This window comes from Parabacteroides caecihominis, assembly GCF_023656785.1.
GTDB classification, from domain to species: Bacteria; Bacteroidota; Bacteroidia; order Bacteroidales; family Tannerellaceae; genus Parabacteroides; species Parabacteroides segnis.
In genome coordinates this window covers 110763-125814 of record NZ_JAMOKS010000005.1, presented here as the reverse complement: position 1 = coordinate 125814, position 15052 = coordinate 110763, and the positions used below count along the sequence as shown (strand labels likewise).

Genomic DNA, 15052 nt, shown 5'->3' with positions numbered 1-15052 from the left:
CTGTTTTTCATGGTATTAAAATTTAATGTTAAACCCGAAATTAATAACTCTCGTATTAGGGTAAGGAGCCCAGTCTCCACCTCGTGATACTTGTTCCGGATCTTCTCCCGGATACAGTCCGTGCCATGTAATTAAGTTATTTCCATTTATGTAAAGTCTTAGAGAAGAAGCTCTGATTTTTTTCAAAATAGAATGTTCGAATGTATATCCTATTTCCACATTTTTCAGTCTCAGGTAACTTGCGTCCTGTACAATGAAAGTAGACGATTGATAATTGTGCTTTTGGACTTGTTGAGCGGAAAGATGAGGTAATTTGATTTCATCTCCATTCAGATATTTTTCGTACGTCCACGACATCTTAGGAATGTATGCCTGTGCCATTTGATCGTTTTCGAAAGGACGCACGCTGGTGATATAAGTATATCGGCTCACGTTGGTGGCTCCTTGAAATAATACGGAAAAATCGAATCCTTTAAATTCTCCACCAAACGATACACCATATATTATTTCGGGAAAGTCTGAATAACCGATAGGAACCATATCGTCGGCATTAATAATTCCATCGCCGTTGATATCTTTGAATTTAATATCACCTGGCATTATTTTATTACTGTTTTCAATTGACACAGGTCGGTTGGCATCGTTCACTTCTTCCCATGTGTTGTAGAAGCCCTCTGCGATGTATCCGAAATATTGTCCGTATCTTTGTCCTGTCCGGTAGCTATAAGGATATACTCTGTTGACTTCATCCTGGAAAAGTATCCGGTTGGTGGCATAGGTGAAGTTGCCTTGTGCCCAATAGTTAAATTCCCGGATATTATTTTCGTAGGCGAGATCTAATTCGAACCCATAGTTTTTCATTTTACCTAAATTCTGGGCCGGAAATGTAACTCCTGTTATTTCGGGTGTGGTTTGCGGAGTTGCCAATATGTTATTTCTGGTTTCATAAAAATAATCTCCTGTAAATCTTATCTTGTTGTCCCAGAAATGAATATCCGCACCTATATTTGCTTTCCTTGCCCGCTCCCAGGTTAATGACGGATTACCTATAACTCCTTCTGAAGAACCCTGGTAGGGTTGGAATGTGGAGCCTGGCTTTCCGAAATAATATGTGTTGTTCTGATAAACATAAGACGATGGATTATAAAGGAACCTTGTTCCGCCTACTTTATCATTACCTACTTCTCCATAAGATCCTCTGATTCTCAGGAATGAAACAGTCTTGTTTTTGGGGAAAAACGCTTCTTCTGAAGCGACCCATCCTAAAGAATAGGCCGGGAAAAAACCGAAGCGTTTTCCTTTTGCAAAATTTTCAGTACCGTTATAACCGGCATTAAATTCAGCCAGATAACGTTTTTTATAGTCATAAGTAACCCTTCCTACAAGCCCTTGAACACCGTTAGGTATGGCGTATGCAAGGGTGGGATCATGCAATTTACTTTGGTTATATAGAAGCATTGCCGTGAAACTATGATCTTTTATTTGTCTGCTGTAATTTAATGCAAACTCCAGATATATTCTTCTTGTTTTTGCATTCACTTCTTCAAAACCAAAAGGTTTTTCTTCTTTTTGAGGAGCGTATAGAATGGTTCCGTCACTGTTTCTGATCGGATTATAGGTTTGAGCAGATTTATGATATTTCTTGTCGTTTTGCATGTAATGCCAGTAAGAGATTGTACCATGTGCACTTAATCCTTTAACGAGATGATCGAAATCATACTTTAGTTTTACCAGACTTGTGAGGTAACTTACATATTCGTTGTGTACCCCTGTACCAAGTAGCTGTTCCAAAGGGTTTCCTCCAAATACATCATATACGTTTATAATTTTTCCGTCCACAATACCCGGCGAAATATTAGGAGGTGCATTATATAGTCTGTCCATAATGTAATTCACCCCGGCGATTGGGCCTTTCCTGTCCTCGATTTGTGCCGATAGATTGACACTGGATGTTAATCTTTTAGTGATATTTATATCAAAATTTGAACGAAAATTGTAACGTCTGAATCTCATTTGATAGTTGTCTCCCGTCAAGCTTGTGTTATTAAACAAGCCTTGTTGGTCAAAGATTCCTGCGGTAATAAAATATTTGATATTCTCGGTTCCGCCACTTATATTAAAATTAGATTGAGTCTGTAAAGAGTGATTGCGTAACATCATAGATATCCAGTCCGTATCCGGATAAAAGATAGGGTCATCGCCTTTTTTGTAATGTTCCAAATCCTCTTCGGTAAATTTAGGGATGTAGTTCCCTGTTATATAAGAATTATACTTTAGAGCCTCATTGAATGTTTTTGCCCATTCGTAACTTCCCAGATTCTTTCTTAAGTCGGTGAATTGGGTTACAGCAACATTGGTTGAAAAACTTATTACAGGGGCTTGCTTGGTCCCTCTTTTAGTGGTAATAAGTAAAACTCCGTTTGCACCTCTTACTCCATAGACTGCTGTGGCAGATGCATCTTTTAAAATGCTGACACTTTCTATTTCATTAGGATCCAGATTGTTGAAGTTTAAACTTTCGATACCGTCAATCATGACCAGCGGGCCGGATGAACCGGAGAATGTACCGGTTCCCCTTATTCGTAATTCGGTTGCGTCGCCTCCCGGCTCTCCATTTCTTTGGATGGCCAGTACACCGGGAAGTCTGCCTGCCAGGGAATTTGAGATATTTGCTTGCGGTGATTGTACGAGTTTTTCAGAATTGATAGCGGCAATAGCACCGGTGACCGTCTCTTTTTTCTGAGTCCCGTAGCCTACAACAACGACTTCTTCCAATATCTGATTATCGAGTCGAAGACGTATGTTTACTTCGGTTTGATTGGTGATATTTATTGTTTGTTTCTGATAGCCGAGGTAACTTATTTCCAATGTACAGCTTTCCCCGGGAAAGGATATAGAGAAGATGCCGTCATAATCCGTGATCACCCCTTTCTGTGTCCCTTTTATGACAACGCTGGCTCCGATAATGGGAGAACCGTCTTCTGCATCTAAAATCGTACCCTTAACAATACGTTCTTTCTTTTGTTGGGTAACAACAGGTACTTTTGCATTTTTTCTTAATACAACTTCTTTCCCTTTGATTTGATAATCGATGTCATGGCCTTTTAGAACGATAGCTAACACGCCTTCAATAGAACCATTGCAGTCGATTTCGTCGAGGATCAATCCCGATAAATCATCAGGATTGTAGAAAAAAGAATAGTCGCTTTTCTTTTCTATGTCTTGTATAATCTGTAACAGACTCATTGATTGCCCCTTTATATATATTTGAGGGGAAGCATACAAGGCAAGGCTTGAACAAAAAAACAGAACTAGCACCAGCCCTTTATACATAGTCCTGTTTAGCCATTTTTTCTTTTTCATTTCTTTTCTTTTTAATTAGTAACTAAGGTTAACGTCTCTCTATTTATCTGTGTATGATATACTTATTGTCTATTTGCTTGTATTTTAAATTCAAACTGTAACTTATTTTATTTAATACAGATTCAAGGGATTCATCATAACGTATATTACCCGTAACTTTAAGGCTTTTTCGAGGTAGTTTTTCTAACTCTATTTTAGTATTATATTTCCAGTCTAAAAAATCGACGAGGTCGGTTAGGTTTATTTGCGAAAGTCTGTAGTTCCCGTTTACCCAATGTATGTTTTCGTATATGGGTATTACCTGTGCTGATACTTCCAGCGAATTGTATATAATTCGCTGGGAAGGATATAGCTTGATGACATCTTCATTTTTTCCCTGAACAAGATTTATCTTACCGCTATATAAAGCAATGATATTAGCTTCGGGGATATCCTGATTTATAAAAAAACTTGTTCCTTTCACTTCTACATACGAATTGGTAAGATGTACTTTGAAGTCATTTCCATTTTGCTTCACGACTTCGAATGTTGAGTTACCTCTTAACCAAAGTTCTCTGTTTTCTGTAAAATTCTCAGAGAAAAGAAGTTCGCTGCCTGCCTCCATCCAAACTTTTGTTCCGTCCGGTAAGATGCATACTTTGCTGTTTACGGCTGTAATTAATAGTATGTTAGGTTGTCTCGCTTCTTCTGTTTTTTCAAATAAAAATGATTTGAAGGTAAAAAAGCATATTAGAATAACGGCAGCTATGCTAGTAGCTTGCAAGAAGAAGAGGTAACGAGATTTCCAAAAATGTTTCTTATGTATGTTTTTATGGATACTTTCCCAAATCCGTTCACGTATTATTTCATCTTCTTCAGAATCTACTCCGGGTTTTTCCCACTCCTTTCTCAATATGTAGATGAAAGGTGCCCAGTTGACTTTATTTTTCGAATATGTTTTTTCTTCTTTTTTATTCATAATTCTTTGCATTCTATATATAAATACACGTCATCGACATGGAACACTACATGGAGATATAAAATATTTTTATTTTTCTCAAAATATTTTTATAACTTGCCGTCGGTTTATCTATGTGATGTATAAATTCTTGGAACAATGAATAACAGACTGTTTCTATTCTTAATAATCAATCTTTTTCTATTGACAATATCCATTTCCTGTAGTAAGCTGGAAAGAGAAAAGGATACGCTCGAATTGTATACAACTTCTCTCTTAATAAATCAGGAAGGCGGGGAAGAGTGCATAGATCTTATGGCGAATGGTCTGTGGGAGATTCAGAATATTCCGGATTGGATCTCGGCCAGTCCTACATCGGGCGATGGTTATGGCATGGTAACTATCAAGGTGGCAGAAAATAAAGGGGCTGAACGAAGAAAGGCTTCTCTGCAATTTTCCCATGGGAAAGCAACGGAGACGTTGGAAGTGGAACAATTGAGCCTGGCAGAAGCAGATCCTTTTATAGAACTGAGTCAAAATCCTGTACAAATGTCGACTGGTGCGGGGATAAAACGTATAAAGCTGACCACCAACAGACCATGGAAAATGTCTGAGAATTTCTATAGGTGGATTTCTGTCAGTCCTTCCTCTGGTGAAGGTTCTGCTGAAATAACTATCGAGGTGAAAGAAAATCGTAATCCGGGTATGAGGCATTCATACATGTCAATTATAGGGGAAAATATGCAGATTGATTTGCTTATCAATCAGTTTGGTCTTAGTGATGTTATCCGGTTACCGTGGTTGCCTATTTTCCGTTTTAAACAAATGTCATCCACTCAGGGAATGTATTCTACGTTGACAGACAATTTATTTATAAATCCGGCTATCCGGGATGAGATTTATGTAGGAAACCTTGTCTGTCATACTACCCAATCCAATATCAATATACCTGAATTTACTGGTTATACCTTCAATCCGATTACCGTTTCAACATCTGCTCCTGTTGCTGAAGTTATGAAAACCTATATTCCTTCACCGATAGAGCAAGAAACATTTGCCCGGCAAATCGTTGGGAATATATCCACCCAAAGTGGTACTTTGGTTGAAGATAAAGGTTGGTTTGAATTTTATACTCATAAGCAGTTACATACTGTCGGGATGGTTAACCTGGGAGTGAAGCTGGACGAAATCATGTCGGATGTTTCTTTCAAGGAAAAAGAAATGACTCGGAAGTACGGAGTAATTTATTCATTCAAGCGGACCTTCTTTACGTTAGATATAGATATTCCGAAAAAGCTTATAAAGGAAGAACTGAAAGATGCAGATAAAGCAAAAGGCGCTTCGTATGTTTCTTCTGTCGGTTATGGCAGGGTCGGATTGCTGATCGTTGAATCGGACACAGATTCGCGCGATGTTAAATTAGCGATAGATAAGGTGTTGGCTGATGAACCGTTGTCTCCGGAAGAAACCAGTCTGCTTTCGACAGTGGATCTCTGCTATGTTTATTTTGATGAAGATAAGAATGTGCAGGTCCAAAAAGGGAATCTGGATGTAGTGAATGCCTACAAAGATGGAATTAATGCAGGAGCCGATCATATTTATCCGCTCGAATTCACATTGGCAAACTATCTGGATAATTCGCCAGGTAATATCTCGTTTACTTTTAGGGCGGAAGAATAGTTCTTTATCATTTTCTGATTTCCTGCCTATGTATCGGGGATTACTATGCGTACTAATGAGAATTACCGGTTGAGGAGAACATTTCCTCAACTCTGTTACATGACCGTGTAAGAGCTTTTTGGCCAGTGCTGTTTGATATAATCAACTTTGTTGTTTTCGGTAACAAGATAGTCAATGTCTCCCAAAGAGGCAACCGTATAGGCTTCTGCCGTATTCAGTTTGTAGCTGTCTGCCAGGATGATTCTTTTTTGGGCGCGTTCTATCATTAGCCGTTTCATCATTGCCTCTTCTCTGTCGGGAGCTGTCAATCCTTGTTGAGGATGCACGTTGCTGATCCCTAAAACCAACCAGTCGGGGCGTACGGTTTGCAATGCCTGAAAGACAGAAACGCCGACAGTTACCTGCGAAGAAGGGAATACTTTTCCTCCCAGAAAGATTAGTTCCAGTTTGGGATGATGCATAAGGGTGTTAACTATCGGGAAACTGTTGGTGTAAACTGTCAGTTCCATATTCGAAGGGATTTTCCGGGCTACTTCCAGGTTGGATGTTCCGCCGTCTATCAATAAAATATCACCTGTCCGGAACATTGGGATCACTTTGGCTGCCATTTGTTGTTTAGCCGGTATTCCCGTATTCAGCCGGTCTGTGAACTCGATCGGAATGCCTGATTTCGCAATGGCACCTCCATGCACTTTAGTTAATAATCCCCGTTCGTCCAGCTCCGTCAGGTCACGCCGAAGGGTGTCGTCCGAGACTCCCAGTTCTGCACTTAGAGATGTTATATAGATGCGGTAATTCTGATCTATGCGGTTTAATATGTACTGGTGTCTTTCCTCTTTTAGCATGTTTATGCAGTTTTATGTGTTGCTTATTACCGCAAATATATGTATATTTCAGTCTATAAACAAAGAATAATGATACATTTCTTTATTGAATGCGGTGTTTTGCGATATTTATTCAAAGGCTGTTGGAAAGACGCAGATATCAGGAAAAGACCGCATTCCGGATTGCTCCGGTAAGGAACTGTATCAGGTAAGAAAGATGAATGTATAATCATAAAAAAACTAAAAAGAATATGAAGGCTCAGATGTTGGTTGATATGGATGGAGTACTGGCAGATGTGTACTCCCAGTTTATAAATTTTGAATACAGGGATTCCGGCATCCGGTTGAACCGGGAAGAGATGTACGGGAAAACGGAGGAGGAGGCTTTTCCTTCTTTCGACAGGCATGTGCGAAGTTCCGGTTTTTTCAGGACGGCACCTCTTATGGCTGACAGCATCGAAGGTTTGAAATATCTGAATGACAAGTACAATGTCCTGATTGTTTCTTCTGCCACCGAATTTCCCGGAAGCCTGATTGAGAAACAGGAATGGCTGAATGAACATTTTCCTTTTATCACTTGGCAGCAGATGATATTTTGTGGCCGTAAGGATAGTATAAAAGGAGATATTATGATTGACGACCATCCTAAAAACCTCTCCTTCTTCAGCGGGGAAAAGGTTTTGTTTACTCAACCTCATAATATTCGTATAACGAATCCTGCCTACCGGAGAGTAGCTGGCTGGAAAGAGATAATGGAAATCTATTGAATTGGTTTCATAGAAAAGGCTGCCGGAAAAAGTTTATCTTTGTAAGTTGTCCGATGACCGGATAAACGGATACAAACGAAATATATGTATGTTACAAAATAGTGATGCTGAGAAGAATGTAATCAGGAGAATCGCCGTTTTTTGCGGTTCAAGCCGTGGGACAGAGCGGATATTTGAAGAACAGGCTTACGAATTGGGAAAGACGTTGGCCGTTCAAAACATTGAATTGGTTTATGGCGGAGCCAATGTGGGACTGATGGGTACTGTTGCCAATGGAGTCATGGAAAATGGAGGCAAAGCCATCGGGGTCTTACCTGTTTTTTTGAAGAAAGTGGAGATTGCCAATTTAAATCTGACGGAACTTGTGATGGTCGATACCATGCATCAGAGGAAAGCGAAAATGAATGAACTCTCTGATGGTGTGATAGCTCTTCCGGGAGGTTTCGGTACACTTGAAGAATTCTTTGAGATGTTGACCTGGGCCCAGTTAGGTCTTCACCGGAAACCTGTGGCTCTCTTGAACGTAGACGGATTCTATGATGCCCTTCTGGCATTGGTCGATACAATGGTCGACAGAGGATTCCTTCGAAAAGAAAACAGGGAGATGCTTCTGGTCAGCGACAATATAGAAGACCTGCTGGATAAAATGAGAAAATACGAAGCTCCATCAGTCGGTAAGTGGCTGAACAGGGCGGGACTTTTGAATAAATGATCGTTGCCGGTTCTATAATTTGATTATCTCCATATCCTCCGGGACGAAAATATTCCCGGAGAAGTTTTCTCGTGCTTCGGCTGTATATTTTTCTTTACGTGTAGCGAGGGTTTTATCGATGTGCTTTTAGTTTCCTTTTCAGATACCAGGTAATGAGGGCGAGTGTTACCAATGCCACAAAAACATAGCTTATTTCCCTGCTGTATCTTTCCAGCTCTTCCAGTAACCGGTCTTCAGGAAGTATCTGTGCCAGGTAATATCCGAGCAGCACCAGGATACTGTTCCAGATGGCTGAACCGAGTGTTGTGAACAGGATGAAGGCGGGAAGCCGCATTCGTGCCAGTCCGGCAGGGATGGAAATGAACTGTCGCACGGCCGGTATTAACCTTCCGAAGAAGGTCGATATCTTGCCGTGTTTCAGGAAAAATGCTTCCACATACTCTATCTTTTGCCGGTTTATGCCGAGCAGATGGCCGAAACGGCTGTCGGCAAATTTATAGACGATGGGCCTGCCGACGAAGAGGGCGAGATGGTAATTGATTAACGCCCCGATGAGCGCTCCCAAGGTTGTGAAAAGTATCACGAGGAAAATATTCATCTCACCGTTTGCCGCCTTGTAGGCGGCAGGTGTGACGATCAACTCGGATGGTAGCGGAACCAGCGAGTTTTCAAGTATCATGAGGATTAAAATCACCCAATAGCTGAGGTGCTCCAGGCACCATTGGATTAAATCAGAAAAGTCCATAGGGTATTTTATGCATTATTATCGTTGGGTACCTGAACCAGTATTTTATCTATTCTGGCTCCATCCATATCAACAATTTCGAAGTGGAAGTTGTTCCATTCGACTAGTTCTCCGGATTGAGGGATATGTCCCAGCTGTTCCAGCAATAATCCTCCTACCGTATGATAGTTACATCTTTCATATAAATCTTCTTTATCGAAATAAGACAGGAAATCATAAAAAGAACACTGTCCGTCGACCAGCCAGCCGTCGTTGTTGCTCCGTTGGATAATCTCCGGTTCCTTCTGCGTATCGTTGATGGTGCCTAACAAGGCTTCCAGAATATCCCTGAGTGTTATAATTCCCTGGCACATACCGAATTCGTCGCATATCAGGGCACGGCTTATTCCCTGTTCTTTCATTTCTTCAAGCACTTTATAGACACTCATGTTCTCATGGAAATAGAAAGCCGGGCGGACGATGCATTCCAGATTGAAATCAGGTGTATCCAGATGGAGAACCAGGTCTTTCAGGAAGATGACTCCTTCCACGTCTCCCTTTTTCTTGCCGGTCACCGGATACATTTCATATAATTCCTGTTCGATGGTCTTTTTCACTTGCTTTTTATCCATATCCAAGTCCAGCCAGATGATTTCATTCCGCTGTGTCATAATGGAACTGACCTTCAGGTCGCCCAGGATGAAAACACGTTCGACGATGTCCTGCTCTACTTCCTGTACTTCTCCGCCTTCTTTTCCTTCCTGTACGATCGATTTGATTTCTTCTTCCGTCACCTTATTATCCGAGTCCTTTATGCCCAGCAGGTTGAACATGCAGGAAGTACTTTTCGACAGCAGCCATACAAATGGGGCGGCTACCAGCGATAAGATATACATCGGGCGGGCAACAACTTTCGAGGCTTTTTCTGCAATACTCAAACCGATTCTTTTAGGGACAAGCTCACCGAATATCAAGGTCAGGTAAGTGACGGCTACAACAATCAACCCCTGGGCAATGAGGGATGCGTAAAGAGGGGATACTCCCCAATTTTTCAGGATAACCGAGAAGTCGTCCGTCAAAGCTGCACCGGAATAGATACCGGTCAGGATACCGATCAGTGTGATGCCGATTTGAATGGTCGAGAGGAAACGATCCGGCTCATTTGCCAGTTTTAGGGCCAGTTTTGCCGCTTTACTGCCTTTCTTTGCGTCAGTGTTCAGACTCGATTTGCGGGCGGAGATTAATGCGATTTCAGACATGGCAAATATGCCGTTCAATAGGATAAGTGAAATGATTATTATTATTTCGTTCATGAAAATGATACTGTTTTAGTTTATTATTTAAATGTCTTATGGGCGGGGCCGGAGGGTTTGCATACGGTGGTAGTATCATAATATATGATACAAGAGTATTATAATATATGCGAACGGAGTATCACAATATATGATACAGCAGTTTTATAATATATGATATTATGCTTTCGTCCGGTGAAAGAATATGGCTGTGTACTAAATAAGGAATGTACAGAACAAGGAATGTATCTGCCGTGGGGCAGGTCTGTTGTTAACGGGTATATAGTAATCAATATGAACCAGCTGTGTGAACAGGTCGGGAAGCGGTACGGAATAAACTGGAATCAGGGGATGAACAGGACGGTTCCCGTTGCGGTAAAACAGTTCGTCCGTATTACCCGGCTCATCGGTATCTTCCGCCTGGTTGGAAATTTCCGTCTGGTCTGCTGTATGTGTATCATAATTGGGCACAACGTATCCGAATACATCGAGTAACACCAGGAATAACATGATGATACAGATTGCCCGTGCTTTGACAGTATAAATCGTATGTTGCGTAAATGCCATGCAATAATGTACAGCTGAATTTGGGTACGAAAATACATATTCGTCTGTTCGGTACATAGTATTCAACGCGTTTTTGTGTTACTTTAACGAATTTGCTTTAACATCCATCTATTTGAGTATCTTTCTCATGTTTCTTTCCGTAAGAGTATTATATTTGTTGTGAGTATACTATAAACTAATGAATAAACTTATGGCAGGAATTGAGGATTTGAAGATATTATTGTCTTCTATGAAACCGGGATTAGATAGTAGGGAATTTGTATTCTGTACGTTTGATAATCCCCTTTCTATGGAGGCAATAACGGATTTAACCCCGATTGGTACTTTCCGGGAAAAAGAGGGGTTGATATTAATTCTTACAACGGATGATGCGTCATCGAATGGTATCCGTTTTGATACTGTCTATAAATTAATATCGCTCACAGTTCATTCAAGTCTCAATGCCGTGGGATTAACCGCTTCCATAGCCACAAAACTAGCATCAAAAGATATCAGTGCTAATGTTGTAGCGGCTTATTATCACGACCATATATTTGTTCAGAAGGAGAAAGCCGGGCAGGCGATGGAGGCTATAATGGAATTACAAGCAGAATCTTTTTCATGTAGAGAATAAAAAAAGAGCAAACCCTATGCAGTCTTTTCCATATTAGTGCATCATAGTTATATGATGTTGTGGGACATGGACAGAGAGGACTTCGTAGATTTGTGCAAAAAAGGAGATGAGCAGGCATTAAACCAGCTTTATAAAACTTATTCGGGAAAGATGATGAAGATATGCCTTCGTTATGTGCCCGACAGACAAATTGCACAAGATCTGCTGCATGACGGTTTCATTGTTATCTTTACTTCCATTGGCTCATTACGTAATCCGGATAGGCTGGAAAGCTGGATGGGAGTCGTGATGAAGAATATTGCACTTCATTATCTCAGTCAAAACAATATGGTTAATACCATCCCTTTGTCTGATGTGTCTGAAGAAGATGAACCGGCGGAAAGTCCTTTCATGACTGATTTGATATCGTATGACCGGTTGATGGAATTGGTGGAAGGGCTTCCCGAAGGTTATTCGAAGGTGTTCAAACTGGCGGTGCTTGAAGGGCTGCCTCATAAAGAGATAGGCGACTTGTTGCATATAGCTCCTCATTCATCATCTTCGCAATTGCATCGTGCGAAAGCGTTGCTGAAAAAGATGATTGTCGATTGTCGCCTGGTTATTATAATGTTTCTGCTGCTTCTTATCCCGCTGTTCTACAATTATCTGCCCTGGAAAAAGAAACAACAAAGCCATCAGCCTAAGATAGCAGTGCGTCAGCCGAAAGCTGAAAAAAGGGAGGAAGACAGGCAGACCGATTCCCAGGAACAGGAGGTTCGTTCCGGTACGGGAGAACATTCACAATTGCCGGGACTGATTAGTGCGCCACCGCTGGCGGATGCAGGAAAAGTACCGCCTATCTTGCCTGTCGGGAATATTACGATAAGTGTGCCACCTGTCAATAAACCGTTATTTATTTCTGATTTGCCAAGTGCGACTATCTCCGGTTTGTGTCCGGAAGGAAGTTTTGTCTCCGTGCAACGTAAAAAGAAAGCAGGAGCGTGGAAGTTTATGTTGGCAGGTTCGTTAGGTCCGCAGCTGGCTCAGAATATGTACAAACTGATTGCTACTCCCCATTCAGATAGTGGAGTAGGGGCTGATCTTCCTCAGCAGGTAAGTACCTGGGAGGATTATTACACTTACCTGAATGCCCGTTATCAGGAAGGTACTTTGGGCGATTCGGTTACGATAATGAATATCGCAAAAAACAATCAGGGAGATATTGTAGAAAGTCAACACCACTATTCTCCTATTACCATTGGGCTTTCGGCAAACAAAAAACTAAACGAACGCTGGAGCCTTGAAACGGGCTTGCAATATACTTTCCTGAAATCCGACTTTACCACAGGTAATGATTTCCGTATTCAGGAAACACAAAAAATCCATTACCTAGGAATCCCTTTCCGTGTATCTTATCGCTGGGGTAATTTCAGGAATTTCTCGCTTTACTCGACAGCCGGTATGCAACTTGATATTCCGTTAAAAGGGACACTTCAAACATCTCATATTACGGACAGTATACCTATGAGCATGGGCTGTCACTCGTTGAATGTACCTCTACAATGGTCGATTAATGCCAGTACAGGTGTACAATATCATTTCACTCCCCGCATCAGTCTCTATATAGAGCCTACTGTCAATTATTATATTCCTGACGGAAGCGGGTTGCGTACTATCCGGAAAGAGCATCCGGTGACATTCACAGTCCCTGTCGGCTTACGTTTCAGTTGGTAGGGGAAAAACAATAAGTCTCAATAAAATGATTTAACCACGCAGTCTTTTGCCTGAAAGAATATCATACTTATAGATATTTAAAAACAGAAAAGAGATGCAGGAACGACATATCAACCGTGACCGTTATTTTGAGGAACAGGCACAGACGACCCGGAAATATTATATTCCGTATATAAAGCAAATAGTAGGCGACCTTCCGGAGAAAGTCTTGGAAGTGGGATGTGGTGAAGGAGGTAATCTGCTCCCTTTTGCCGAGTCAGGTTGTGAAATAGTCGGAGTGGATATTGCCTCTTTACGAATAGAGCAGGCTCGAACATTCTTCGCCCGAAGAAATCAGAAAGGGACCTTTATCGCATCTGATATTTTCCGATTAAAAGATCTGGAAAAGCATTTTCCGCTTATCCTGATACACGATGTAATTGAACATATCGAAACCAAATCCAAGTTCCTATCCGGCATGAAAAGTTATCTGTCGGCTGGTGGGGTCATTTTTATTGCCTTCCCTGCCTGGCAGATGCCGTTTGGCGGGCATCAGCAGATAGCACGGGGCACGGTTGTTTCGCATCTTCCTTTCATACATTTACTTCCACGGGTTTTATATAAATGGATACTGGAAACAGGCGATGAAGAAGAAGATACAATAAAGGAGTTGCTGAGTATTAAAGAAACGAAATGCACCATTGAAATGTTTCGGAATCTTGTAAAACAGACGGGATATCAGATTGTTGACCAGCAATTATTTTTTATAAATCCGCATTATGAGGTTAAGTTCGGATTATCACCGCGAAAGCTGGGGAGAGTTCTTTCTTCCATTCCGTATCTGAGAAACTTCTTTAGTACAAGTTGCTTTTATTTGTTGAAGAAAACAGAAGATAAAGAGAGTTGAATGGCAACAATTTATATTTAAAAATGGTCATTTTAACCTTTGTAGATAACAGTTAGAGAGAGATTTGATTAACTCTGATAACCGTTATCTATATAAGGTTAAAACTATTAGATTATCTATTGTTTCTCTCCTGTTACCGTAATTGAGTAGATTCCGACATTTCCTGATTTATATTTCTGAATTGTATTTTCATCCAGATGTTCATATAGTACTTCATCGGGGATAATTACTGTCTTAGTCCTTTCCACACGGATATTTGTGAAATTCACTTTTTCTATCTCTGCTAAATAGTCTTCCTTTTGAATGGCACTAGCGATACAGCCTGCATACATAGCGGCATTATCGGTAAACTCTTTGGGGAATATCCCATTCAGTACGACATCAGAGATGCAAAAATGTCCACCCGGTTTTAATGCACGGTAGATTTCTTTGAAAATAATATTTTTTTGAGGAAGCAGGTTTAATACACAGTTGCTGACAATCACATCTGCTGTATTGTCCGGTAAAGGCATATTTTCAATATCTCCTTCTAAAAATTCAACATTCGTATATCCCCGCTTGAGTGCATTGGCTCGTGCTTTAGCTATCATTTGAGGGGCAAAATCAATGCCAATGACTTTGCCGCTTTCACCAACTTCCGAGCGGGCTATAAAACAATCATTTCCTGCTCCTGAACCCAAATCGATAACGGTGTCCCCCTTTTTAATATTGGCATATTGGGTGGGTAATCCACATCCAACCCCTAAATCTGCATCGGGTTCATATCCCTTCAGATTTTTATAGTCTTCACTCATTATAGTGAATACTTTCTTTGATGGGGGTGCCGGGGATTTGCCGCAGCAGCAACCTTTTAGCGTGTCGGAATCTAATGCTAGTTCGTTATAACGCTGTTTTACCAACTCTTTTAAATCCTGATTCTCTTTCATATACTTTCTATGTTAAATTAAATCTATTCGTATTAGTTCGTAAAAACA

General features: G+C 40.8%; 13 protein-coding genes. 6 read left to right on the top strand and 7 right to left on the bottom strand.

Features of this window, described 5'->3' with window-relative positions; genetic code table 11:
• Positions 1–15: 15 nt before the first annotated feature.
• Positions 16–3363: a TonB-dependent receptor gene (locus NBH14_RS05415; RefSeq protein WP_186958621.1), complete on the bottom strand. Its 3348-nt coding sequence runs from the start codon at positions 3361–3363 to the stop codon at positions 16–18.
• Positions 3364–3406: 43 nt separating this feature from the next.
• The gene (locus NBH14_RS05410; protein ID WP_186958620.1) at positions 3407–4321 is read right to left on the bottom strand and encodes a FecR family protein; all 915 of its coding nucleotides are present in this window, start codon (positions 4319–4321) and stop codon (positions 3407–3409) included.
• Positions 4322–4459: 138 nt separating this feature from the next.
• Between NBH14_RS05410 and NBH14_RS05405 the strand changes: the two genes are divergently transcribed.
• Entirely contained in the window at positions 4460–5980 is a 1521-nt protein-coding gene (locus NBH14_RS05405) for a BACON domain-containing protein (protein WP_250817235.1), read from the top strand.
• Between the two features lie 95 nt (positions 5981–6075).
• On the opposite strand, the gene NBH14_RS05400 is transcribed toward NBH14_RS05405, so the two are convergent.
• Positions 6076–6825 carry a DeoR/GlpR family DNA-binding transcription regulator gene (locus NBH14_RS05400; RefSeq protein WP_186958618.1) on the bottom strand — a complete coding sequence of 250 codons (750 nt, stop codon included), beginning with the start codon at positions 6823–6825 and terminating at the stop codon, positions 6076–6078.
• Positions 6826–7055: 230 nt separating this feature from the next.
• Between NBH14_RS05400 and NBH14_RS05395 the strand changes: the two genes are divergently transcribed.
• Positions 7056–7571: a 5' nucleotidase, NT5C type gene (locus tag NBH14_RS05395; protein ID WP_186958617.1), complete on the top strand. Its 516-nt coding sequence runs from the start codon at positions 7056–7058 to the stop codon at positions 7569–7571.
• Between the two features lie 88 nt (positions 7572–7659).
• Positions 7660–8283 carry an LOG family protein gene (locus tag NBH14_RS05390; protein ID WP_186958616.1) on the top strand — a complete coding sequence of 208 codons (624 nt, stop codon included), beginning with the start codon at positions 7660–7662 and terminating at the stop codon, positions 8281–8283.
• A gap of 112 nt (positions 8284–8395) precedes the next feature.
• On the opposite strand, the gene NBH14_RS05385 is transcribed toward NBH14_RS05390, so the two are convergent.
• The 3 genes from NBH14_RS05385 to NBH14_RS05375 all read right to left on the bottom strand — a co-directional run bounded on the left by NBH14_RS05385 (position 8396) and on the right by NBH14_RS05375 (position 10866).
• Entirely contained in the window at positions 8396–9028 is a 633-nt protein-coding gene (locus tag NBH14_RS05385) for a DedA family protein (RefSeq protein WP_186958615.1), read from the bottom strand.
• A gap of 8 nt (positions 9029–9036) precedes the next feature.
• Positions 9037–10320 carry a hemolysin family protein gene (locus NBH14_RS05380; protein ID WP_186958614.1) on the bottom strand — a complete coding sequence of 428 codons (1284 nt, stop codon included), beginning with the start codon at positions 10318–10320 and terminating at the stop codon, positions 9037–9039.
• 195 nt (positions 10321–10515) lie between these two features.
• Complete coding sequence (locus NBH14_RS05375) at positions 10516–10866, bottom strand: hypothetical protein (protein WP_250817233.1); 351 nt, start codon at positions 10864–10866, stop codon at positions 10516–10518.
• Between the two features lie 190 nt (positions 10867–11056).
• Here NBH14_RS05375 and NBH14_RS05370 point away from each other — a divergent pair, with 190 nt between their 5' ends.
• The 3 genes from NBH14_RS05370 (at position 11057) to NBH14_RS05360 (ending at position 14078) form a co-directional block, all read left to right on the top strand.
• A complete protein-coding gene (locus NBH14_RS05370; protein WP_186958612.1) occupies positions 11057–11479 on the top strand; it encodes an ACT domain-containing protein in 423 nt (140 codons plus the stop codon).
• A gap of 66 nt (positions 11480–11545) precedes the next feature.
• A complete protein-coding gene (locus NBH14_RS05365; RefSeq protein ID WP_186958611.1) occupies positions 11546–13192 on the top strand; it encodes a sigma-70 family RNA polymerase sigma factor in 1647 nt (548 codons plus the stop codon).
• A 94-nt stretch (positions 13193–13286) separates the two neighbouring features.
• Positions 13287–14078 carry a class I SAM-dependent methyltransferase gene (locus NBH14_RS05360; RefSeq protein ID WP_186958610.1) on the top strand — a complete coding sequence of 264 codons (792 nt, stop codon included), beginning with the start codon at positions 13287–13289 and terminating at the stop codon, positions 14076–14078.
• A gap of 116 nt (positions 14079–14194) precedes the next feature.
• Here NBH14_RS05360 and arsM read toward each other — a convergent pair whose 3' ends face one another.
• On the bottom strand, positions 14195–15004 hold the full coding sequence (gene arsM, locus NBH14_RS05355) for an arsenite methyltransferase (protein ID WP_186958609.1): 810 nt from the start codon (positions 15002–15004) through the stop codon (positions 14195–14197).
• Positions 15005–15052 lie beyond the last annotated feature (48 nt).